Source organism: Paenibacillus sp. FSL K6-2393 (assembly GCF_038002545.1).
Classification (GTDB): Bacteria; Bacillota; Bacilli; order Paenibacillales; family Paenibacillaceae; genus Paenibacillus.
Window position 1 is genome coordinate 242,683 of sequence record NZ_JBBOCU010000001.1, and the last position, 22,791, is coordinate 265,473.

19 protein-coding genes are annotated in these 22,791 nt (G+C 48.6%); 14 read left to right on the forward strand and 5 right to left on the reverse strand.

Annotated features, from left to right (window positions below; genetic code table 11):
* Positions 1–58 precede the first annotated feature (58 nt).
* Positions 59–1,282 carry an MFS transporter gene (locus MHI14_RS01075; RefSeq protein WP_341129725.1) on the reverse strand — a complete coding sequence of 408 codons (1,224 nt, stop codon included), beginning with the start codon at positions 1,280–1,282 and terminating at the stop codon, positions 59–61.
* 117 nt (positions 1,283–1,399) lie between these two features.
* Here MHI14_RS01075 and MHI14_RS01080 point away from each other — a divergent pair, with 117 nt between their 5' ends.
* From MHI14_RS01080 to MHI14_RS01110, 7 genes are all read left to right on the forward strand, one after another.
* Positions 1,400–2,203, forward strand: a complete 804-nt coding sequence (locus tag MHI14_RS01080) for an AraC family transcriptional regulator (protein ID WP_341129726.1) — start codon at positions 1,400–1,402, stop codon at positions 2,201–2,203.
* Positions 2,204–2,558: 355 nt separating this feature from the next.
* Positions 2,559–3,476, forward strand: coding sequence for an ABC transporter permease (locus MHI14_RS01085; RefSeq protein WP_240768206.1), 918 nt, complete (start codon positions 2,559–2,561; stop codon positions 3,474–3,476).
* A gap of 29 nt (positions 3,477–3,505) precedes the next feature.
* Complete coding sequence (locus MHI14_RS01090) at positions 3,506–4,387, forward strand: carbohydrate ABC transporter permease (protein WP_091035631.1); 882 nt, start codon at positions 3,506–3,508, stop codon at positions 4,385–4,387.
* Between the two features lie 66 nt (positions 4,388–4,453).
* Positions 4,454–6,049 (forward strand): extracellular solute-binding protein, encoded by a 1,596-nt coding sequence (locus MHI14_RS01095; RefSeq protein ID WP_341129727.1) that lies wholly within the window; start codon positions 4,454–4,456, stop codon positions 6,047–6,049.
* A 39-nt stretch (positions 6,050–6,088) separates the two neighbouring features.
* Complete coding sequence (locus MHI14_RS01100; RefSeq protein WP_339311399.1) at positions 6,089–7,066, forward strand: LacI family DNA-binding transcriptional regulator; 978 nt, start codon at positions 6,089–6,091, stop codon at positions 7,064–7,066.
* Between the two features lie 26 nt (positions 7,067–7,092).
* Positions 7,093–8,205, forward strand: coding sequence for a glycoside hydrolase family 88/105 protein (locus MHI14_RS01105; RefSeq protein ID WP_339311397.1), 1,113 nt, complete (start codon positions 7,093–7,095; stop codon positions 8,203–8,205).
* The gene (locus MHI14_RS01110) at positions 8,202–9,266 is read left to right on the forward strand and encodes a pectinesterase family protein (RefSeq protein WP_133386293.1); all 1,065 of its coding nucleotides are present in this window, start codon (positions 8,202–8,204) and stop codon (positions 9,264–9,266) included. Before MHI14_RS01105 ends, MHI14_RS01110 begins: the two co-directional genes overlap by 4 nt.
* 141 nt (positions 9,267–9,407) lie before the next feature.
* On the opposite strand, the gene MHI14_RS01115 is transcribed toward MHI14_RS01110, so the two are convergent.
* Entirely contained in the window at positions 9,408–9,608 is a 201-nt protein-coding gene (locus MHI14_RS01115) for a hypothetical protein (RefSeq protein ID WP_133386292.1), read from the reverse strand.
* 34 nt (positions 9,609–9,642) lie between these two features.
* Here MHI14_RS01115 and MHI14_RS01120 point away from each other — a divergent pair, with 34 nt between their 5' ends.
* Together MHI14_RS01120 and MHI14_RS01125 are read left to right on the forward strand one after the other, a co-directional pair.
* Complete coding sequence (locus MHI14_RS01120; protein ID WP_091035645.1) at positions 9,643–11,214, forward strand: chitinase; 1,572 nt, start codon at positions 9,643–9,645, stop codon at positions 11,212–11,214.
* Positions 11,215–13,314 carry a glycosyl hydrolase family 18 protein gene (locus MHI14_RS01125; protein ID WP_341129728.1) on the forward strand — a complete coding sequence of 700 codons (2,100 nt, stop codon included), beginning with the start codon at positions 11,215–11,217 and terminating at the stop codon, positions 13,312–13,314.
* A gap of 160 nt (positions 13,315–13,474) precedes the next feature.
* Here MHI14_RS01125 and MHI14_RS01130 read toward each other — a convergent pair whose 3' ends face one another.
* Positions 13,475–14,332 carry an aldo/keto reductase gene (locus MHI14_RS01130; protein WP_341129729.1) on the reverse strand — a complete coding sequence of 286 codons (858 nt, stop codon included), beginning with the start codon at positions 14,330–14,332 and terminating at the stop codon, positions 13,475–13,477.
* A gap of 195 nt (positions 14,333–14,527) precedes the next feature.
* Positions 14,528–15,742 (reverse strand): MFS transporter, encoded by a 1,215-nt coding sequence (locus MHI14_RS01135; protein WP_341129730.1) that lies wholly within the window; start codon positions 15,740–15,742, stop codon positions 14,528–14,530.
* Positions 15,743–15,906: 164 nt separating this feature from the next.
* On the opposite strand from MHI14_RS01135, the gene MHI14_RS01140 reads away from it, so the two are divergent.
* The 3 genes from MHI14_RS01140 (at position 15,907) to MHI14_RS01150 (ending at position 17,572) form a co-directional block, all read left to right on the forward strand.
* Positions 15,907–16,302: a winged helix-turn-helix transcriptional regulator gene (locus tag MHI14_RS01140; RefSeq protein ID WP_017691613.1), complete on the forward strand. Its 396-nt coding sequence runs from the start codon at positions 15,907–15,909 to the stop codon at positions 16,300–16,302.
* Positions 16,299–16,976: a TIGR00266 family protein gene (locus MHI14_RS01145; RefSeq protein WP_017691614.1), complete on the forward strand. Its 678-nt coding sequence runs from the start codon at positions 16,299–16,301 to the stop codon at positions 16,974–16,976. The genes MHI14_RS01140 and MHI14_RS01145 overlap by 4 nt, the downstream gene beginning before the upstream one ends.
* 134 nt (positions 16,977–17,110) lie before the next feature.
* The gene (locus MHI14_RS01150; RefSeq protein ID WP_091035655.1) at positions 17,111–17,572 is read left to right on the forward strand and encodes a MarR family winged helix-turn-helix transcriptional regulator; all 462 of its coding nucleotides are present in this window, start codon (positions 17,111–17,113) and stop codon (positions 17,570–17,572) included.
* Between the two features lie 145 nt (positions 17,573–17,717).
* Here the strand turns inward: MHI14_RS01150 and MHI14_RS01155 are convergent, their stop codons facing one another.
* Positions 17,718–18,692: an aldo/keto reductase gene (locus MHI14_RS01155; RefSeq protein ID WP_341129731.1), complete on the reverse strand. Its 975-nt coding sequence runs from the start codon at positions 18,690–18,692 to the stop codon at positions 17,718–17,720.
* A 112-nt stretch (positions 18,693–18,804) separates the two neighbouring features.
* On the opposite strand from MHI14_RS01155, the gene MHI14_RS01160 reads away from it, so the two are divergent.
* Positions 18,805–19,848, forward strand: coding sequence for an LCP family protein (locus MHI14_RS01160; protein WP_341129732.1), 1,044 nt, complete (start codon positions 18,805–18,807; stop codon positions 19,846–19,848).
* A gap of 252 nt (positions 19,849–20,100) precedes the next feature.
* On the forward strand, positions 20,101–22,686 hold the full coding sequence (locus MHI14_RS01165; RefSeq protein WP_341129733.1) for a DUF2339 domain-containing protein: 2,586 nt from the start codon (positions 20,101–20,103) through the stop codon (positions 22,684–22,686).
* Positions 22,687–22,791: the final 105 nt, after the last annotated feature.

A 22,791-nucleotide genomic window follows, 5' to 3' on the forward strand; every position in this document is an offset into this window, starting at 1 on the left:
ATCCTCGATTGTCCTAGGTGTATTGTAGTCACAAAATCAGTGAGGTTTCAACGGGTTATCACGCTGTTCTTGGTTGATCCCTGCGCAAAAATACAGCACACACACCAAGCAGTGGCAAAAACGAACATAACTTGATAACAAACGCAATGCTGGTCACGTCAATTAAGGAACCTAACACAACCGAGCCCAGTCCAGCCATGCCAAACGACAGGCCAAAAAACAATCCGGATACCGTTCCAATATGACGAGGAAGCAATTCCTGTGCATAAACAATGATGACGCTGAAGCCGGACATCAGGATGAGTCCAATCATTCCGCATAATACCATGGACAAGACGGGTCCCGCATAAGGTAGCAACAGGGAAAACGGTGCAGTGCCTGCAATGGAGAACCAGATCATCGGTTTGCGTCCGTAGCGGTCAGCGAGTGGGCCGCCGAGCAAGGTTCCGACCATGCCTGCAAATTGCAAAATAAACAGACAGATCTGTGCTTGGGAGAGAGGCAAGTCATATGCATCGGCGTAATAGAAGGCGTAGTACCCGGTCATGCCTGCAATATATACGAATTTGGAGAACAGCAGCAGGATGAGGATACCCATGGTAAAAGCGATGAATCCTCTGCTCACAGGCCGAGTTACTGGCTCTGCGCCGCTTGATTTTAGAGGCTGCTGCTGACGAATGCGAGTCTCGGCAAGCTTGTCTCTGTACCAACGACTGACAAAAGACTGAATGAAGATGCCGATCAGGGCAAAGCCCATCAGCCATAGAAAACTACGCTGCCCATGTGGCAGCAGGGTGAAGGCGACCAGTAATGGAGCAATAGCCTGTCCTGTGTTGCCTCCCACCTGGAAGATCGACTGCGCCATTCCACGTCCACGGCCGGCTGCCATATGAGCCACGCGTGAGGATTCGGGGTGGAGGATGGATGAGCCTATGCCAATCAATGCTGCCGCAACAAGCAGCATCCATAACTCGGAAGACAAGGCTAAGCCGAGAACACCGATCAGGGAGAATAACATACCTCCGGGAAGCAGGATCGGCATTGGCTTGCGGTCTGACATATAACCGACCAGTGGCTGAAGGACGGATGCGGTAATATTCAGGGTGAAGGCAATCCAGCCCATCTGGGCGAAACTGAGCTGCATGGTCTGCTGGAATAGCGGGAATGCAGACGGAACGACTGTCTGCATCGCATCATTTAGCAGATGGGCGAAGCTGACTCCGGCGAGTGCCCAATTGGCGGAGGAGTTGATTTGCATTTTGCTTAAAGTGGCCTGAGCCATGGGAGATCACCTCGAATTATTTTTTTCAATGATAAAAGATGGGGGCAGATCGTGTCTTTGTGAAAAGTGCTTGGAAAGTGAGCACGATTTGCTATAATGTCTGCAGGTGAGCAAACGATGGAATTAAACATGACGCTAAATGGGTTGGAATTATGGAAAGCTACCGGAGGGTTTGCGAATGAGCCGCATGTACATGACGACTGGTATCAGCTAACGCTGCCGGTCAGAGGTCAATGTCATCTGGTACAGGAACGGCATGCATACCCGCTAAAAGCAGGCATAGGGATTATTGCTCATCCCCAGACTGAGCATTATTTTGAGATAGGGTCGGATTCGGCTGTCATTGTGATCAAGTTCCGTAAACCGCCATTAGGCAGTTTCGGAGGTGCGGAGTTAAGTGGGGAACGAGCTGAGTTTAGACCTACCCAGACATTTGATCCTGCTGAGATCAGCAGTCTGTTTCGAGGCTGGAATTCCATTTTGTTAGATGATGTGCCCGAAATGCTGCAAGTGCAGGAAACAGAACTGGCGATCGAAACGTATCTAAGACGTATGTTGACGGGGCAGGAAAATGAAAAAAGGACTGTAAATCCCGGTACATTCATTGACCCTCATCTCCAACGAGTGCTGGATTACATTCACAGTGCCTATACAGGCCCAATGGATATTGATTCGATGGCGATGGTCGCGCATCAGAGCCGGTATCATTTTATGCGTTCTTTTAAGGCTCTTACGGGAACAACACCGTATCAATATTTGCTGAATTTGCGCGTAGAAGAAGCGTCCAAGAGGCTTCGCCATACAACGGATTCAGTAACCACAATCAGTTATGAACTGGGATTTTCCAGCGTCAGTCAGTTTTACAGAGCCTTTCAGCGAGTGTATGTTATGACACCGATGGAATATCGGAATCACGTGTAGATTTTAACGGGCAGTCTCGCATATGCGAGACTGTATTTTGAATGTTATAACATGACACTGATTTTTGTTGTTGCCAAACGATGGAGACTTTGCTAAGATGGGAAAAAGTTTATGTAAGCGTATACATTTAAGTTAAAATTACAACGTTGTAATTATGGTTTTGAAAATTATTACAAAGACAGAACTATGGTGTGAGGAGGACTATTTCAAGTAATTATCTCGTTAGTACGCAGAATAATATAGGTTGTTACAAAATGTGAATGAGATGAATAACAAATACGTCAGTGAAATGACAGTTCTTTTTTATTTAAAAATTCAAACGTTGTAATTATATAGCGAAGGGGAGTGTTTCACGTTGAAAAAACGCATGTCCACGCTGTTCAGCCTGATCAGACGGGATAAGTATTTGCTACTGATGTTTTCGCCTATCTTTCTGTATTACCTCATCTTCATGTACCTTCCGATGCCTGGCGTGCTGTTGGCATTTCGTAATTTCTTGCCGGGGCAGGGCATGCTCAGCGGGGAGTGGGTGGGACTGCGCTGGTTCGAACAGTTTGTGAATTCCATTTACTTCTGGCGACTGCTGCGTAACACATTTCTGCTTGCCTTCCTGCCACTCCTGTTTGGTTTCTCTATTCCGATTTTATTCGCTGTCTGCATCGTAGAGATCAAGAACCGGACATTCAAGCGATTTGCCCAGACCGTTACGTACCTTCCTCACTTCATCTCCACTGTTGTTGTAGCCGGCATGATTATTAACTTCCTTTCACCAACAGACGGTATTGTGAACACCCTCATCGCGAGTCTTGGCATGGAAAAAGTGAACTTCATGATGGATGCCAGCTGGTTCCGCACCATCTTCACCAGTTCCGACATCTGGCAGAGCTTTGGCTTCAGCTCCATCATCTACATTGCAGCCATTATGGGGATCGACCCCGAGATGTATGATTCCGGCAAAATCGACGGCGTCAACAAATTCCAGGAGCTATGGCACCTGACCCTTCCCAGTATCAAACCAACCATTGTCATTCTTCTGCTTCTGTCGCTTGGCGGCATTATGAGTGTAGGTTTCGAGAAAGTATATCTGCTCTACAACGGAGCCACCTACGAAACGGCTGATGTCCTGTCCACCTATGTATACCGGATGGGGATTGAGGGCCAGAATTACGGCTTCGCCACAGCGGTCGGCTTGTTCAACTCCGTTATCACCTTTGTCCTTGTGTTTGCTGCCAATTCCATGACCCGCCGCCTGACCAAGATGTCACTCTGGTAAGACTATAACCCGGACCAAAGGAGATCTGTATGCAAAAATCGAGAAGTGACCGTTTGTTCTACGGATGTGTCTACCTGCTGACCATACTGGCGGTTGTTGTCACGTTGTATCCCTTTCTGTACGTCATTAGCATTTCATTCAGCTCGGTGGATGCCATCGACAAACAAAAAGTGGTATTGTGGCCCGTTGGATTTACCCTGTCAGGTTATCAAATGGTACTGCAATACAAGGAGTTATGGGTTTCGTTCTACAACACTCTCTGGTACACCGTGGTAGGCACACTGTTAAACATTGTGGCAACTTGTCTTGCCGCGTTTCCATTATCCAGACAGCAGTTTTTCTTACGTCGCAAGCTGAATTTTTTCATCGCTTTCACCATGTATTTCTCGGGTGGGCTCATTCCGGTCTACATGTTGATTACCTCGCTTGGGCTATACAATACCCGCTGGGTTATGGTGCTGCCTGTGCTGGTGATTACGTTTAACGTCATGATCTGCCGCTCAGCGTTCGAAGGTATTCCGAATGAAATATTCGAAAGTGCCAGTATAGACGGGGCCAACGAGATGACGATGCTGTATCGTCTGGCGGTTCCGATCATCAAGCCAACACTGGCTGTGCTCACGCTGTACTATGCGGTATTCCACTGGAACAACTTTTTCACGGCCCTATTATATCTGGGCAAACAGGATATGCAGCCCTTACAGATGTTCCTGCGAAGAGTGCTGATCATGGCTTCGCCGGAAGTGATGCAGAAGATGGGCGGCACGATGACATCCGGTGCGCTGGCGGTATCGACCCTTCAAGTTCGTTATGTATCCATTGTGGTCAGCATTCTGCCTATTGTTACGATCTACCCGTTTATCCAACGGTACTTCGTTAAGGGAATTACCCTCGGAGCCGTGAAAGGATAGCTTTTAAGCTTAGTGTCATGTCATTCAAGGGAGTTCAAAAGGGTTCATACCAAGGAGGAATGATGGATGAGATTTAAAGGGGCAGGAAGAAAAAGCGTAATGGCAGCGATACTGGCAATCAGCCTGGCAGGGTGCAGCGGCGGAACGGGAGCGGGAACTGATGCGGGAAGTACACCAACCAGTTCGGAACCTGCATTTAATTACACAGGTGCAGGACCGGTAACGGATCAGCCGGATGCCAAGTTGTCTGTTCTCGGCACCAATGCCTGGACGACCAATGTGGATCTGTCTACCGCCGCTATTGTGAAGAAAATCGAGAGCAATGCCGGCGTTACAGTAGACTGGGATCTGATTCCACCGCAAAACTATGCAGATGCCGTAAATCCGAGGCTGGCTGCCGGTACCGGCTTGCCCGATATCGTGTACCTGCCGGATCAGGATCAATTGATGAAGTACATCAATAGTGGCCTGTTTATCCCGATTGACGAGCTGGTAGAGAAGTACGGCGTGAATCTCAAAAAAATATATGAAAAGTCCCCTTCGGTTAAAGCCAGTTTAACAACGCCAGATGGTAAAATGTATTATATTCCGCAGCAAACGCTAACCCGCAACTACATGCCGGTATTTATGGTCAATGTGCGCTGGCTTGATAAGCTGGGATTAAGCGAGCCGACCACGCTGGATGAATTTACGGCGATGCTGCGCAAGTTCAAGACAGATGACCCGAACGGCAACGGAAAAGCTGATGAGATTCCGCTGTCCATGGAAGCCAAATTTGTGTCCATGGCCTTTGGCCCGGCATTTGGACTTGATCTGTCCAATCAGTTTTATGCAGACGATCAGGGCAAGGTACATTTCAGCTATTATGAGCCGGCGTACAAGGAGTACCTGACCTATCTGAACGGACTGTACAAGGAAGGTCTGCTTGGGGTGGATTATGCGAGCACCACGAGTGATCAGGTCACATCGCGCATCTCTCAGGATGTAACCGGCGCAACGTTTAATTTTAGCTGGTACATGTCGATGGTCTACAGCCCGTTGTTCAAGGATTACAATCCGGAAGAGCCAATCATCAAAGGCATTTTGCCACTAAAAGGACCGCATGGGGATCAGTTCTACATCGGTCGTACCCCGGTTAGCGGCATCTTCGGCATCACGCGGGACAGTAAAAATCCGGAGCTGGCTTTCCGCTTCCTGGATTATGCGGTAAGTGAGGAAGCACAGACGTATTATACGTGGGGCATCAAGGATGACACGTATACGGAAGAGAACGGCGTGAAGACATTTACGGACAAAGGCAAAGACAATGAATACATTCAGAAGCTCGGCATTGGTCCGGTGAATCTGCCGAACATCCAATCGACCGATTCTGCCGATTCCGTCGTAGCCCCTTGGCATGCAAAGATGGATAAAGAACTGGAGCCGTATGTGCGCGAACCGTTCCCATTTGTCTATGCGCTGCCAGATGAAGCGAGTGTGGAAAGCATGGCGATGCCTGACATCACCACATATGTGGAAGAGATGAACTTCAAGTTTATTAGCGGTGATGCCAGTCTGGACCAGTTTGACAGTTATATTGAGACGTTGAAGAAGATGAATATAGAGCAGGTTATTGCGGGCAGACAGGCACAATATGATCGTTATAAGGCTGCACAGAAATAGGAAATAGGGTTTCAGGCGTATGAGAGGTGTTGATTGATTTTGATAACCATTAAAGACATTGCCAAACTGGCGGGGGTGAGCTATAGCACGGTATCAAAGGCGCTGAATGATGATCCCCGAATCAAACCGGCAACAAAGCAGAAGGTGCTTGCGGTCGCTGAGAAACATCAGTATCGAAAAAACATGCTGGCCCGGCAACTCTCCACCGGCAGGAGCAACATTATCGGTTTTGTGCTGGATGAGCTGAGCAATCCGTTATTCTCAAACATCTCTGGCCGTCTGCACACCGAGCTGAAGAAGCGGGGATATCAGATGATCCTGGTTGTGGCGGATGATGGTGTGGATGTCTTCAGCCAGCTGCGCGTGGACGGATGTATTCTGTGGGACTATGCACTGGACAATCGGGAGATGTTCTGGAAAAAGTTCGCCACACTCAACATGCCATGTTTTGTGCTCGGTACAGATGAAGCCCCGAACTCTCCTTACATCAAGATTGATCGCAAAGAAGGGTTGTTCAAAGCAGTGGAGCATCTGAAATCGCTGGGCCACAGCCGAATCGGATTCATCGGCAACTCCCAGCACGTCAAGCTGGAGGGATATCGGGAAGCGTTGCACCGTACGGGTCTGGCTTTTAACGAAGACCATGTGCTGCCTGCGTATTCCTCTTGGGAGGATGGGTATTTTGCCATACGTAATCATGTGTTTGGACCGGAGTCGCCAACAGCTTTTATCGGACTGAACAATCTGGTCACCCGAGGGGCGCTCCGGGCTTTGCTTGAGGCAGGTTACAGTGTTCCACGCGATATCTCGTTAATTGGGTATGATGATCTGCCGGATATGCAGTATGCCGAAGTAGCCTTGACGACGATTGGCCCATCTCTGGATGAACTGGCTGTGCAGGCAGCAGAGTTGATTGTATCGTTAATCCGTGATGAACAGGTTGATGTTCCGGTAGTCATTCAGCCCAAGTTGAACCTTCGCAATTCAACAGCAGTTAGTCATACATCTATTAGGTGAGTACAACATTCAAGGAGGAATTGCTTATGCAGGTACAGACGCAGTTATCCTGGTCTGAGCGAATTGCAGCAACGATCATCCAGCAATGTGACGGGGACGGTTATCATGCGTTCCCTTCGGGACGATGGGCATACGTGGAAGGCATGACCTTGATGGCGATGGCACGAACCGGGCAGTATTATGGCAAGCAGGAGTATATTGATTTTATGAAAAAACATATGGACCTGTATATTCAGCCAGACGGTTCTATTGGCACGTATACTTTGGAAGAATATAATCTGGATCAGATTAATCAGGGGAAAAACCTGTTTGCATTACTGGATGGTGCTGAAGATCAGCGTTACGCAGAAGCGGCACATCTCTTGGCAGCACAGCTCGCGGGGCAACCCCGCACGTCGGAAGGCGGCTTCTGGCACAAAAAAATCTATCCATTCCAGATGTGGCTGGACGGCCTGTATATGTCCTCTCCCTTTCTGTCCGAGTATGCGAAGACATTTCATCAACCCGAGTTATGGGATGAAGTAGCACATCAGATTCTGCTGATCGAACGCCAGACCCGTGATCCGCGGACCGGGCTGCTCTATCATGGCTGGGATGAATCGAAGGAGCAGGTCTGGGCGGATTCATCGACAGGGTGCTCGCCACACTTCTGGAGCCGGGCGATGGGTTGGTATGCCATGGCGATTGTAGACAGCGTGGAGCATTTCCCCGTGAATCATCCAAAGCGCGGAACGATCATCGGTATCTTCGAACGGATGTGCCACGCTTTGGTACGCGTGCAGGAGCAGGAGAGTGGATTATGGTTCCAGGTGCTCGATCAGGGCTTCCGCAAAGGCAATTATCTGGAAGCATCCGGGTCAAGCATGTTTGTATATGCACTTGCGAAGGGTGTGCGGCTGAGATATCTTGAGCCGCATTTCAGAGCTGCGGCGGAGAAAGGATGGCAGGGACTTTCCTCCAGGCTAGTGGAGGAGACGGCTGACGGCGTTCGGTTAAACGGGATCTGTCATGGCGCAGGACTAAGTCTGGACCGGGATGGCTCGTACAGCTACTATGTAAGCGAAGCAGTTGTAAGCGATTCCTTTATGGGAATGGCTCCTCTCCTTCTGGCAGCGCTGGAAATGGAGCGATTGCCATGACGCAACAGAGATTACCAAATACAGCATTAGAATCATCGGCTCCCTGTCTGACGGTTGCTTCAGACGGGACGGGGGATTATGTGACGATCCAGGCTGCAGTTGATGCGCTGCCGGAGAATGGCATCGGAACCGTTCCAATTCGCGTGAAGGCTGGTGTATATCATGAGAAGCTGCATATGGAGAAGCCGGGCATCCACCTGATTGGTGAAGGGGCGGAGCAGACGATCATTACGTATGATGATCATGCACTCAAGAAGTTCCCGGATGGGTCGCCATATCATACGTTTCATTCCTATACGGCTTTCATTGGTGCTGATGATTTCACGGCAGAGGGGATTTCCTTCGTAAATGCTGCTGGGCCGGGCAAGCAAGTTGGTCAGGCGCTGGCCGTTTATGTGGATGGAGATCGGGCGGTATTTCGCCGCTGTCGTTTGATCGGTCACCAGGATACGATCTTCACCGGCCCGCTACCGGAGCAGCCCATGGATCGCAGTTACTTTGGCGGACCACGCGATGGTGCTGAGCGGCGCAAACTGCGGCAGTACTTCGAGGACTGTTACATCGAAGGTGATATCGATTTTATTTTTGGCTCGGCTACGGTGGTGTTTAAAGGCTGCGAGATCTTTACGAAGAATCGCCTGACTGAAGCGGAGGCTGCAGATGGACAAGTGAACGGTTGGATTACCGCAGCCTCTACGCCGGAGGATGTGCGTTACGGCTATGTGTTTCTGGACTGTGATCTGACCAGCAATGCACCGCCGCAGTCGGTGTATCTGGGCAGACCGTGGCGTCATCATGCCAAAGTCTGTTTTCTGAACTGCTGGATCGGCGCTCATGTGAAGCGGGAGGGATGGCACAACTGGAACAAGACAGATGCAGAGCAGACCGTTCAGTATGCGGAATACAACAGCGCAGGGCCTGGTGCCGGATGTGCTGCTGATCGTGTGGCTTGGGCCAAAATACTGACCGAACAGGAAGCGGCCGAGTACACTGTACCTCTGATTCTGTCCGGCGTGGATGGATGGCAGCCTTTGGAAGGGAGAGGGGAGCAGCGGCAGTAAGATACGCCCTCTTCTCTGCGCAATATCTAACACAGGTTTTCTTTCAAGTCTCCTAAGGAGTTGAAAGAAAACCTTTTTTGTGCGCTATATTACATTTTTCGCCCCCAATAGAACTATTTTATCCCTTATCTCTTTTGCATTTTACTGATTAAATACAGGGTGAGGATCTGTAAATTCCCTGTAAAATTTGGATGGTGCCTGCAAAAAGAGAACACGAGAGGGAAGGTCCATTTTGGTAAGGGAAGGGAGTGAAGTGACACGCAGCATCAGATGGCTGAATGAGGTTGGCTCTAATCGATCACAGATCAGATGCAGGTGGACTATTAAAGCTTTTGTTTGCAAGGTGAACGTATCCTTAGTACAGGAGGGATTTTGCTTGAATCAAGCTGTTCGATTCCGCCCGGTCATTACATTTGCTTTGGCATTTCTTCTACTTATTTCGTGGTTTGCACCGAGAGCCGATGCCGCCGCCCAGTGGCAGGCAGGCACCGCATACAAGAAAGGAGACCTCGTAACATATCAAAATAAAGATTATGAGTGTATTCAGGCCCACACGGCGTTGACCGGATGGGAGCCCTCTGTTGTGCCCGCGTTGTGGAAATACGTCGGGGAAGGTTCGGGAGGGGAAACGCCAACGCCAGATACGGCACCACCTTCTGTTCCTGCGGGTCTGACTTCATCCTCCATCACGGACACCTCCGTGAGTCTTTCCTGGAATGCATCCACGGATAATGTGGGCGTAGCGGGGTATGAGGTGTACCGGAACGGCGTTCTTGTGACAAGTACTTCAACTACAACAGCTGTAGTCACTGGACTGACAGCCAGCACGACTTATGCTTTTACGGTAAAAGCCAAAGATGCCGCAGGCAATATATCCGCTGCGAGCACCTCCCTCAGTGTGACAACTTCCAATGGATCTTCCAATCCGGGGCCAACCGGCAGCAAATGGCTGATTGGCTACTGGCACAACTTCGATAATGGTTCAACGAATATCAGACTTCGTAACGTATCAACAGCCTATGACGTCATTAATGTCTCCTTTGCCGAACCGATTTCACATGGCAGCGGAACGCTTGCTTTTACTCCATATAATGCAACGGTAGCCGAATTCAAATCCGATATTGTCTATCTACAAAGCCAGGGGAAAAAAGTACTTCTTTCCATGGGGGGAGCCAACGGTACCATTGAGCTCACCGACGCGACCAAGAGACAGCAATTCGAAGATTCGTTAAAATCAATCATTTCCACGTATGGTTTCAATGGTCTAGATATCGATCTGGAAGGAAGTTCCCTGTCTCTGAATGCAGGGGATACCGATTTCCGTAGTCCAACTACACCGAAAATTATTAACCTCATCCAAGGCGTGAAAGCGGTTAAGTCACACTTCGGCGCCAATTTCATCCTGACGGCTGCGCCGGAGACGGCCTATGTACAGGGTGGATATCTGAGCTACGGCGGTCCTTGGGGAGCTTACCTGCCAGTCATCCATGCCTTGCGTAATGACCTGACCCTGCTTCATGTGCAGCACTATAACACGGGCTCCATGGTGGGGCTGGATGGGCGCTCTTACGCTCAAGGAACAGCTGATTTCCATGTGGCTATGGCGGAGATGTTGCTTCAAGGCTTTCATGTAGGCGGTAGCACAGGCCCTTTCTTTAGCCCCTTACGACCGGACCAGATTGCCATCGGCGTACCGGCTTCCCAGCAGGCTGCGGGAGGTGGTTATACAACGCCTGCCGATCTGCAGAAGGCACTGAATTATCTAATCAAAGGTGTGTCATACGGCGGTTCCTACACTTTGCGCCAGTCTACGGGCTATGCGGGGATAAAAGGGATTATGACCTGGTCCATCAACTGGGACGCATATACAAATAACCAGTTTTCGAGCGCACATCGTCCGTTTCTGAACGGGCTGAGTACGCAAACGACAAAGGAGGTTGTGTATTAGATGATACATTTAAATAAACACACTGCTTTCAAGAAAACCGCAAAGTTTCTCCTGGGTCTATCCCTGTTCTTATCCGTCATTGTTCCTTCTTTTGTGCTCCAACCCGCTACGGCAGCAGCTGCAGATTCTTATAAAATTGTTGGTTACTACCCGTCCTGGGCTGCGTACGGGAGAAACTATAATGTAACGGATATCGACCCGACCAAAGTCACGCATATCAACTATGCTTTTGCCGATATTTGCTGGAACGGTATTCATGGAAATCCGGACCCTTCGGGCCCTAACCCGGTGACTTGGACATGTCAGAATGAGAAGAGCCAGACAATCAATGTACCGAATGGAACGATCGTGCTTGGCGATCCATGGATTGATACCGGCAAGACATTTGCAGGGGATACGTGGGATCAGCCCATTGCAGGTAATATCAATCAGCTTAACAAGTTGAAACAGATCAATCCTAATCTGAAGACAATCATCTCGGTGGGAGGATGGACGTGGTCCAATCGCTTCTCTGATGTAGCTGCGACTGCGGCAACGCGAGAGGTATTTGCAAACTCTGCCGTCGACTTCCTGCGGAAATACAATTTTGACGGGGTAGATCTCGACTGGGAGTATCCGGTATCAGGCGGACTTGATGGTAACAGCAAACGTCCTGAGGATAAGCAGAATTACACACTGCTTCTGAGCAAAATTCGTGAGAAGCTGGATGCTGCCGGAGCTGTGGACGGCAAGAAGTATCTGCTTACGATTGCAAGCGGTGCATCGACGACCTATGCTGCGAATACAGAGCTTGCCAATATAGCTGCCATCGTCGACTGGATTAACATTATGACATATGATTTTAACGGGGCTTGGCAAAAAGTCAGCGCGCATAACGCGCCGTTGAACTATGACCCTGCGGCTTCAGCTGCTGGGGTGCCGGATGCCAATACATTTAACGTAGCTGCCGGAGCGCAAGGGCATCTGAATGCTGGGGTACCGGCAGCCAAACTTGTGCTTGGTGTTCCATTCTACGGCCGCGGCTGGGATGGATGCGCACAGGCGGGCAATGGCCAGTATCAGACCTGCGCGGGAGGTTCTTCCGTTGGAACTTGGGAAGCAGGCTCCTTTGATTTCTATGATCTGGAGACCAATTACATTAACAAAAACGGGTACACGCGTTACTGGAATGACACGGCCAAGGTGCCATATCTCTATAATGCGACCAACAAGCGATTTATTAGCTATGACGATGCGGAGTCTATTGGATATAAAACCGCTTATATCAAAAGCAAAGGACTCGGCGGAGCGATGTTCTGGGAGCTTAGCGGTGACCGGAACAAAACACTTCAAAATAAACTGAAAGCCGATCTGCCTACCGGAGGTACAGTGCCTCCAGCAGATACGACGGCGCCAAGCGTACCCGGTAATGCCCGTTCGACAGGTGTGACGGCTACCTCGGTGACGCTGGCTTGGAATGCTTCAACAGATAATGTGGGTGTTACCGGTTATAACGTCTATAATGGCAATAATCTTGCAACATCCGTCACCGGAACGACAGCAACGATCAATGGACTTACCGCAGGTACTTCTTATACCTTCACGATCATTGCAAAAGATGCGGCAGGCAATCTGTCTGCAGCCAGTAATGTTGTAACCGTGAGCACTACGACTCAACCAGGAGGTGATACGCAGGCGCCAACTGCGCCAACGAACCTCGCATCAACCGCGCAAACAACATCCAGCATAACGCTGAGCTGGGCGGCATCCACGGATAATGTGGGTGTAACGGGTTATGATGTGTACAACGGAACGGCACTGGCGACATCCGTGACCGGAACAACAGCAACGATCAGTGGGCTTGTAGCGGATACCTCGTATACATTTACGGTAAAAGCAAAGGATGCGGCGGGTAATGGTTCTGCTGCGAGCAATGCGGTGACCGTGAAAACAACAGCAGGAACGACAAATCCGGGCATTTCCGCCTGGCAGGCGAATACAGCCTATACTGTAGGACAGCTGGTCACCTATAGCGGCAAGACGTATAAATGTTTGCAGGCCCACACTTCCTTGCCTGGGTGGGAACCATCCAATGTCCCTGCATTGTGGCAGATTCAATAGTTAAAAAATGGATTACCACATTTTGAATTGAAACGTGCAGTGTTAGCGGCTCTTGGCTAAAGTGAAGAGAATATAACAAAAAACCACCGGCTCCTGGTCCGGTGGTTTTTCGCTATGCTATGTCAATGTCAAACAAAGCAGCCTCCAAAAAGGCTATCTATTAGAAATCGAAGTTGTCCGGGTCAGGTCCAACGCGTACATCTTCGTTCAGAGCACTGATCTGATCCATCTCTTCATTTGAAAGTTCAAAGTCGAAGATGGAGGAGTTCTCGATAATCCGCTGTTCCTTAGTGGACTTTGGAATAGTAATGACTCCATTTTGCAGATCCCAACGCAGGATGACTTGTGCAACCGATTTGCCTTTGGCTGAAGCAATCGCCGTGAGCACTGGGTTGTCCAACAGCTGACCTTGCATCAGAGGCGACCAAGCTTCAAGCTGGATACCATGTTTTTCACAGAAAGCCTTAAGCTCAACCTGAGTCAGGCGAGGGTGGTATTCCACCTGATTGATCATCGGTTTCACTTTGGCATCCTGCATCAGGTCTTCGAGATGATGAATCTGGAAGTTGCTTACGCCAATGGCCTTAATGCGGCCAGCTGCGTACAGTTCCTCGATTGCTTTCCAGGCTGCTTTGTATTTGCCTGCCTTAGGCCAGTGAATCAGATACAGGTCCAGGTATTCCAGTCCCAGTTTGTTCAATGTGGTATCAAAAGCCGCAAGAGTCTCTTCATATCCGAGGTCTGCATTCCACACTTTAGATGTAACAAACAGTTCTTCGCGTTTCAGGTTGTTTTCTTGCAAAGCTTCTGCAATCGCTTGGCCAACACCGGCTTCATTTCCGTATATTGCAGCAGTATCAATGCTGCGGTAGCCATGTTTAATCGCATTTTTCACGGCTTCAATCAGTTCAGATCCTTCTTCTACCTTAAATACACCAAGTCCGAACCAAGGCATAGAAACACCGTTATGCAGAGTTACTGTGGATTGTAAATGTTGTGCGGTTTGAGCTGTTGTCATGAAATTTCCTCCTTAAAGTGTGTAAAAATCAGTGATTTTAAGCTGAATTTTCGTTTTTTCATCATACAAAATTAAATCATAGTAGATCAAATTGTATTCAACGTATATAGTATAATAAAATACAACGTGAAACCGGTTCCCCTCAAAGGCTGGAACTGATATATATAAGAGTGAGACCCATGGTCGGAATGGAACTTAGAACGAAACTTTCTCCATTTCGACTGATGCATGTTGATCCTTGCTTTCCAGCATTTTAGCCCATGCAGTCAGGATTACAGCTACGAGAACCATCAGGGCTCCGACCCATGTCGTGTGAATCAAACCAATGGAGTCATTGATCACTCCACCCAAATAGGCACCTATAGCGATCCCTGCATTAAATGCGGCGATGTTAAAGGCTGAGGCTACATCCTTGGCCTGTGGTGCATATCGTTCAGCCAAGGTTACAACGTACATCTGAAGACCAGGCACATTCATGAAGGCGAGCAGACCCATACCCATAATGGTGAGCAGTGCTGCCAACTTAAACGGGACGGTGAAGTACATCACGCCGAGAATGATGGTCTGAATGATGAACATGTAGAAGAGCGCCTTGAGCGGGTTGCGATTGGCTGCTCTGCCGCCGATGATGTTGCCAACAGCGATGGCTATTCCGTACAACAACAGAATGAACGCTACTGTTTTCTCAGAATAACCGCTAATATCATGCAACAACGGGGACAAATACGTAAACACAACAAATGTTCCTCCGTACCCAACAGCAGTGATGGCAAAAGCAAGCAGCAAGCGTCCACCTGTAACGAGCTTCAGCTGATCCCGAAATGCCGTCCGTGTTCCTCGCTTCAACGTGGATGGCACGAGTATCAGGTTTCCGATCATCGCAACGATGCCAACCACAACAATCAGGATAAAGGCAGCGCGCCAGCCCCAATGTTGGCCAATGAGTGTACCGAGAGGTACACCGGTTACTGTGGCAATGGTTAGACCGGAGAACATGATGGCAATGGCACTCGCCCTGCGGTTAGCAGGTACCAGATCCGCTGCAATGGTGGAACCGATGGACATGAACACCCCGTGTGCCAGAGCGGATACTACTCGTGCAATGAGTAACATGGTGATTCCCGTCGATAGTGCAGCCATCGTGTTACCCGCAATGAAGACAATCATGATGGCAAGCAGTAGCGTTTTGCGTGATATGGTAGACGTCAGTGAGGTCAGAACAGGAGCCCCAAAGGTAACGCCTAATGCATATAAAGTAACGGTCAGTCCCGCTGAAGTTACGGAAATGCCCAGGTCATCTGCAATGAGGGGCAGTAGCCCAACGCTGATAAATTCTGTGGTACCGATCGCGAAGGCACTAATGGCCAGTGCCAGCAGTGCCCACGTGCTGCGTTTTGAATCTTGTAACATTTCTTGCTCAACTCCCCCGAATGTAGATTTACGTACCGGCAAATGCTATTATGAGTTATTCGGTATAGATTGAATAGTACGTACTTTTTAGTACCCTACGTACTTTTTGGTGCCTATACAGCATGCGACGGATGTAATTCAATTCATCAGGGAGGAAGCAAGTTATGGTTAGAAAAAAATATAACATCTCGGTTGAAGCTACCTTAGAGGTGATCGGTGGCAAGTGGAAATGCGTCATTCTCTGTCATCTGACACATGGGAAAAGACGAACCAGTGATCTTAAGCGTATTATGCCCGCAATCACACAAAAAATGTTAACACAGCAACTGAGAGAGCTTGAAAACGACGGGATCGTGAATCGAATCGTATATAATCAGGTCCCTCCCAAAGTAGAATACGAATTGAGTGATTACGGGAGAAGTCTTGAACCGATTCTCAATGCGCTATGTAATTGGGGAGATCAACATATTGTGAAGGAATACGGAGACAAATCAGCAGTTCTGGAAGATAATGGACTCAATGATTTTAACTCTGACAATAGGGAGCTGGTGCAACCGTGAACTATGAGATTTTATATGATGGTGCTTTTGCGATGCTTAAGGTACATTTGCAGCGGGGAGAGCGGTTCAAGGCCGAGAGTGGTGCGATGGTCTCTATGACTCCTACGGTTGAACTGAAGGGTTCAGCAGAAGGTGGGATGTTTGCCGGGTTCGGTCGGATGCTGAGCGGGGAGAAGTTTTTCTTTCAGGAACTGACGGCTGCGGGCGGGTCGGCAGAGATTCTGCTCTCACCTTCCAGTATGGGCGATGTAGAAGCTGTTGAATTGGACGGTTCCTATTCACTCTATGTGCAGAAAGACGGATTTCTGGCAGGAACCGAGGGCATTCAGGTGAATACCAAAATGCAAAACCTGAAAAAAGGTCTCTTTTCGGGAGAAGGTTTCTTCATTATTGAGATCAGCGGACGTGGAACTGTATTTCTGTCTTCCTATGGTGCCATTCATGCGATTAATCTGGCAGCAGGTGAAGAAATGATCGTGGATAACGCCCATTTGGTGGCATGGCCTCATTATGTAGATTACCGTATTGAGAAAGCTTCACAGGGCTGGTTATCCAGTGTTACAAGTGGGGAAGGACTGGTATGTCGGTTCCGGGGAGAAGGAACCATTCTTATACAGAGCCGCAATCCTCAAGGATTCGGACAATGGGTGAAGCAGTTTATCCCTGCGCGCTAATTATTTTTTTGAGAAAGAACACACAGAGTTGCAACGGATATGTTTCCAACATCGTTATATGAATAATGGATTTACTTCATTGACTGACGGGTACATATTCTGTTGCATAAGGTCGCACATCATGGAGGTATGAGATGACAAGCTCACGGTATAAAAACGCACAAGAAAGCCCGGGATATCTGTTATGGCAGGTTACAGCCATGTGGCAAAAGGAAGTACGCAGGGTGCTGGAGCCCCTCGAACTGACACAACCTCAATTTGTATTGTTGCACGCCTGTTTGTGGCTCAATGAACACGATGAGGAAGGCAAAGGAGTTACTCAGGTTCAAATTGCTCAGTTTGCCAAGGTGGATGTTAACGTGACTTCTCAGGTTCTACGTGCGCTTGAAAAAAGGGGATTAATTACCCGCGCTCGTCATCAGACAGATACGCGTGCCAATATTATCACAACAACGGAAGAAGGAACCCGATTGGCTGTGGAGGGAATTCATCTGGTCGAGGAATCGGACAAGGCATTTTTCGAAACTTTGGATGATCGTAAGGAAGAGTATATGGAGATTATGCAAGAGTTTCTTCGCCAAAAAACAGAGAGTTGATCCGTAATATATCTTTTTTTAATGTATTAAACTACAGAATGTAGTGGAATTGGAAATTTTTCTGATTATTAATAATTATAGCACCTCTGCAAAAATCCAAATAGACCTCCTGACTTCATCTTGTCGGGAGGTCTATTTGGGTTGCTCAATCGATTCGGTAGGATGCAAACGGCTCGCGGCGACGGAAAGAGTCACTGATCTGGTCCAGATCGGCCAACAGCTCATCGGGCAGTGACATGTCCATACTAGCCAGATTATGCTCCAGCTGTTCGGTGCGTGTAGCGCCCACAATCACTGTGGATACAGCTGGACGTGTCAGTAGCCATGCGAGCGACAGCACACTCGGGGAGCATCCATATGAGGCAGCTTTAGCACTCACTTGTTCACTCAGTTGGATATTATGCTCCAGCAGGAAACGGTTGAAGGACGGATCGGTGTCTGCTCTGGAACCAGAAGGCACACTGGTCTGTCCGTTATATTTACCGGTCAGAATACCACCTGCCAGCGGGAAATACGGAATAATGCCTACACCCTGATCCAGACACATCGGTACCAGTTCCAACTCAGGCGTACGGTCTGCCAGGGAGTAGCTGGTTTGGGTGGAGATGTAGCGCACATAACCTTTCTGTTCACTGATACCTAAAGCTTTCATCAGCTCCCAAGCTGCATAGTTGGAGGCACCGATGTAACGGACTTTGCCGGAAGTGACCATATCATCCAGTGTGCGCAGTGTCTCATCCAGCGGTGTATGCGGATCAAAAGTATGGATCTGGTACAGATCCACATAATCCGTTTGCAGACGCCGCAGGCTATGTTCGAGCTCTTGTTGCAGATGGTAGCGGGAGGAACCCCGCCCATGAGGACCATCATGCCGGGGTAATCCGGCTTTGGTGGCAAGCACCGCGTTTTCCCGTCGACCTGTGAGAGCCTGTCCAATGATGCGTTCCGATTCCGTGCCTGCGTAGATATTGGCGGTATCGATAAAGTTGATGCCCTGATCCATCGCTGCATGAATAATGCGGGTAGAAGCTGCTTCATCCGCGCGTTTGCCAAACGCATTGGTGCCGAGCCCCAGTGCCGACACACGCAAACCACTATTGCCCAAACGTCGATATTCCATCTTTCATCGCTCCCTTTATGTAGATTTATGTAATGCAGATTATAACCTAATCTATTGAAAACGTGTTATTAATATAGTTAAATGATTCTAAGAACCCGTTATTAAAGGAGATATGATGGAAAACAGTGCTGCACATTTAACAAGACGGAAGCCCAAGAAACCGAAGAAGAAATGGAAGAAGCCATTGATCATCACCCTGAGTGTGCTGCTTGTGCTCGGAGGACTCGGATTTATGTATCACAAGCAACTCGTCGTGTTTGCCTTTAATATGTTCGCCTCAGCTCCAATAAAGGAAGCCTTGGATGATTCCTTTAAACCAGCTGGCGATAAGGATGCCCCTGTCGTGCAACATACGGACCCATTCTCGTTGCTGCTGCTCGGGATTGACCAACGCGATAACGAACCAAGCCGTTCGGATACGATCATCTATTCCGTCGTGCGTCCAGAAGACAATAAAGTGCTGCTGCTGTCTATTCCACGTGATTCCTACACCGAAATTGTCGGGCGGGATGTGAAGTCGAAGATCAACTCAGCGTACGCCCACGGTGAAGCCAAGATGGCGATGGATACGGTGGAGAAACTGCTGGGGAACAAAGTGGATTTCTATGCTGCGATTAACTTCAATGGGCTCAAGGACATTGTCGATGCGGTGGGCGGTGTTGAACTGCCGATCAAAAAGAATATTGAGAACAAGCTCAAAATTCATGAGAAGCTGTTTGTTGAAGCGAATAAACCGATCTATAGCGGCGAAGAAGCGCTTGGTTATGTGCGTTACCGAGAGGATTCCGATTTCAATCGGACGATGCGTCACCGGATTTTCCTAAGTGCTTTCATGAATCGTGCACTCGAAGTCAAAAATCTGACCAAGATCCCGGACGTAATTCAGATTGCCGGATCGAATTTTACAACCAACATGACCTCGGACTTTATCGTGAAATTTGCCGAGTCCTTATATATGAAAGATAGCATACCAGCGATCAGCAATTACATGCTGAAGGGTGAGGGTGCAACGCGCAGTGGCACATGGTACTACGATCTGTCGGAGGACGATCTGCAATATGTGCGTGGCATGATCGCCAGCTGGCTGGACCCGGATGCTACCGAGATTATTGAACCGGAGTCAGCGGACCAGGCAGATACACCTGATGCAGCATAAGCATCGATTCATGTGCAGGAGAAGCTTGCGTATCTCGCTAACAGCGAAAATGAATCAGAGATTGTGCCAATTGTACCTGTAATGCTCATATGATTAAAAGTCCGGAGAAGCGGTTGCTTCCCGGCTTTTTTGCGTTCGTGATCCTTCGGATGAAATATTGTACGGATATATCTAATGGTTAAACCTCTTTTTATGGCATATATATAGTAAAATATAGGGAAAAGATTAAACATCAACCAACGGAGGAAGCTCATGAAGGAGTTTAAGGATCGGCTTCAGCAGGTTCAGGAGCAGCAGAAACAGCTGGCGAAGGAGTATCAAGCCTTGCTCCAGGAATACCAGTCTGATGATCTGATCGTTCAGAATGAACAGTTACAGGAACAGTATGAAGCCCACAAGCTCAAGCTGCGCCAGCTTGAACTTCGCTCGCGCAAGATGGAAGAAGAGAATGCCCGTCTTCGTATGGCTTTATCTGAACAGATGCTGGATGAGAAGCTGAATCTGATCAGGGTATCGCGGGAGAAGATGGAGACCTATTTTCAAGGGAAAACAGCGGTACATAATGATCGAATTGCATTCCATGAACATCGAACCAAATCCAATCTGAACGCGCTGTACAACCAGGCCGCACAGGAGTTGCAAGAGGATTCCGATGAGGTAAAGGAGAGGATTGCTTACCTTGCGGCAGAGGTGAATGAGCGCATTGAATCGCACAGACGAGCCGTATGGGATAGAGAAGAGGCTCTGCGTGGGCACATGGAACGTGGATATGAGCATATGGCTGAGGAAGGGTTGAGCGAAGAGACTATTCAACGCCGGATCAAGCAGAATCGCATGGAGATGAAGATTGGACTCAACTGGATCAACAAAGTAGCCATCTTGCTCCTCATTTTGGGGGTTGGAGCAGCGTTTCAATACTCGTACTCGACCTGGTTCAATGACGAGATGAAGAGCGGAGCCTTTTTCCTGCTCGGTGCACTGATGCTTGCTGGAGGAGAGTTGCTGTTCCGCCGCAAAAGGCAGACGTTTGCGATGGGGCTGCTCGGCGGCGGGATCTCCGTGTTATTCGGGTCCATCTTCTATAGTTACTTTTTACTGCATATTATCGGGTTATATACGGGACTTGCCCTGTCTGTATTGGTATCGGCAATCTCCGTATTGTTGTCCCTTAGGTACCAGTCGAAGACCATCTGTTCATTGGGTCTGGTAGGCGGATATCTTCCGCTATTCTCGTATATGTTCTCGTTCGGGCTTGAGGGCACTGCTGTCTATGTAGCCATGATCTATCTGCTGCTCTTAAACGGCATTATTGTGTTCATTTCGTTTGGCAAACGGTGGCCGGTTGTGCACTATATCAGTTTCCTGTTCAACACACCATCCATGCTTATCCTCTTATGGCTGTCACCAAGTGAGAAGATTGGCATGTTGTATTCCATTGTGACGTTTGCATTATATCTGGGCATTACACTGGCGTATCCGTTCAAACACCGGATGAAGTTAACCTGGTGGGATTTCGCTCTACTCGCTATGAATACAAGCATTAGTTGTCTGATGTTATACGTGTTATTTGATGTGGCGAATTGGAATGATGCTCAGGGCTTGCTGGCGTTAATCTTCTGCGCGGTGTATCTGGGCCTCGCACGATTCGTTCAGCGTAATATGGCTCAGGAGAAACAGACGATTCTGCTCTTCTATGTCACTTCCCTGACCTTTGCCATTCTGATTATTCCGTTCCAGTTCGGGGCCAAGTGGTTATCGATGGGCTGGTTAATTGAAGGTGTTCTGTTGGTTATGCTTGGACATCTGAAACGGCTCAAGTCGGTGGAACGTGCCGGATGGGGCATTGTGCTTCTATGTCTAATCACTTTTGTGTACTACGATCTGCTGGCGTTATTCTTCATCGGGGAACGTTCTTACTTTATGTTAAAATACACCAGCATTACGCTGGGAACTTTGCTTATTACACTGTATTATGCCTGGGCAGTTCACAGCAACTCATCTTCCAGAGAGAGATTCAATTACAGCCCGCTGGAACTGGGTTTCCTGAACGGATTCAAGTATGTGACACTTGCGAATCTGTGGTTATACGTGCTTTATGAGTCGAATGAATTGTATACCAGAGCTGTCGATGGGACTTTCCTGTTATACATGTTCTACAAGTTACTCATGTTCGCAGCGCTCACCATTGCATTGGCCTATGGACTGAACAAGGTGAAGCTGCTGCATGATCGATACGTGCAGTGGTATACCACCTTCTTGCATGCTATTGGCTGCTGTATTGCACTGGCCGTAACCTTAACGATGCCAGCCCTTCAGCCGGAAGTTCAGCAGCATACAGCGGCAGAAATTGTTGGTTTACTGGTGCTGATTATCTTTAACGTAGGGGTATTCTTTGCAGGAAGGGATCTGCTGATAGCAGGTATCCGTGGGCAGTTCAAGAGCATTGAATGGTACCCGGTTATCGCAGGGGTATACCTGCTAGGGGTCATCACCGTATTCCTGACGATCCAGTTCCAGTGGGGTGATGTGGGGCTGATGTTCAGCCTGATCTATCTGCTGCTGGCGATTCTCTATATTGCCTATGGATTCCGAAGAAAATATGTCATGATTCGGCGTCTGGGCCTGGGTCTCACGTTGTTCACTACGGGTAAGATGGTTTTCTATGATGTGGGGATGCTTACCTCGGGCAGCAAAATCTTTGCCTATTTCAGCTTCGGCGTACTATTGCTTGGGATCTCTTACCTGTATCAGAAGGTGTCCAGCCGAATGGAGGAAATACAGTCCAGAGAGACAGCGAAGATTGGCGACGAACCGACTGTGCCGGAGGAAGAAGACTGACTTTGATTCTGAACGACCGAAGTTGCATTTGCGGTTATATGGGGAGGGATTCTTGAAATGGGATTCGATATGAAAATCATGCTTTGGCAACTGTTATGGCTTGCT

Bases quoted from the DNA above. Each gene is read 5' to 3' on its own strand.
- MHI14_RS01075 (WP_341129725.1), bottom strand. From the start codon at position 1,282: ATGGCTCAGGCCACTTTAAGCAAAATGCAAATCAACTCCTCCGCCAAT.
- MHI14_RS01080 (WP_341129726.1), top strand. From the start codon at position 1,400: ATGGAATTAAACATGACGCTAAATGGGTTGGAATTATGGAAAGCTACC.
- MHI14_RS01090 (WP_091035631.1), top strand. From the start codon at position 3,506: ATGCAAAAATCGAGAAGTGACCGTTTGTTCTACGGATGTGTCTACCTG.
- MHI14_RS01095 (WP_341129727.1), top strand. From the start codon at position 4,454: ATGAGATTTAAAGGGGCAGGAAGAAAAAGCGTAATGGCAGCGATACTG.
- MHI14_RS01105 (WP_339311397.1), top strand. From the start codon at position 7,093: ATGCAGGTACAGACGCAGTTATCCTGGTCTGAGCGAATTGCAGCAACG.
- MHI14_RS01110 (WP_133386293.1), top strand. From the start codon at position 8,202: ATGACGCAACAGAGATTACCAAATACAGCATTAGAATCATCGGCTCCC.
- MHI14_RS01125 (WP_341129728.1), top strand. From the start codon at position 11,215: ATGATACATTTAAATAAACACACTGCTTTCAAGAAAACCGCAAAGTTT.
- MHI14_RS01130 (WP_341129729.1), bottom strand. From the start codon at position 14,332: ATGACAACAGCTCAAACCGCACAACATTTACAATCCACAGTAACTCTG.
- MHI14_RS01135 (WP_341129730.1), bottom strand. From the start codon at position 15,742: ATGTTACAAGATTCAAAACGCAGCACGTGGGCACTGCTGGCACTGGCC.
- MHI14_RS01140 (WP_017691613.1), top strand. From the start codon at position 15,907: ATGGTTAGAAAAAAATATAACATCTCGGTTGAAGCTACCTTAGAGGTG.
- MHI14_RS01150 (WP_091035655.1), top strand. From the start codon at position 17,111: ATGACAAGCTCACGGTATAAAAACGCACAAGAAAGCCCGGGATATCTG.
- MHI14_RS01155 (WP_341129731.1), bottom strand. From the start codon at position 18,692: ATGGAATATCGACGTTTGGGCAATAGTGGTTTGCGTGTGTCGGCACTG.
- MHI14_RS01160 (WP_341129732.1), top strand. From the start codon at position 18,805: ATGATGGAAAACAGTGCTGCACATTTAACAAGACGGAAGCCCAAGAAA.
- MHI14_RS01165 (WP_341129733.1), top strand. From the start codon at position 20,101: ATGAAGGAGTTTAAGGATCGGCTTCAGCAGGTTCAGGAGCAGCAGAAA.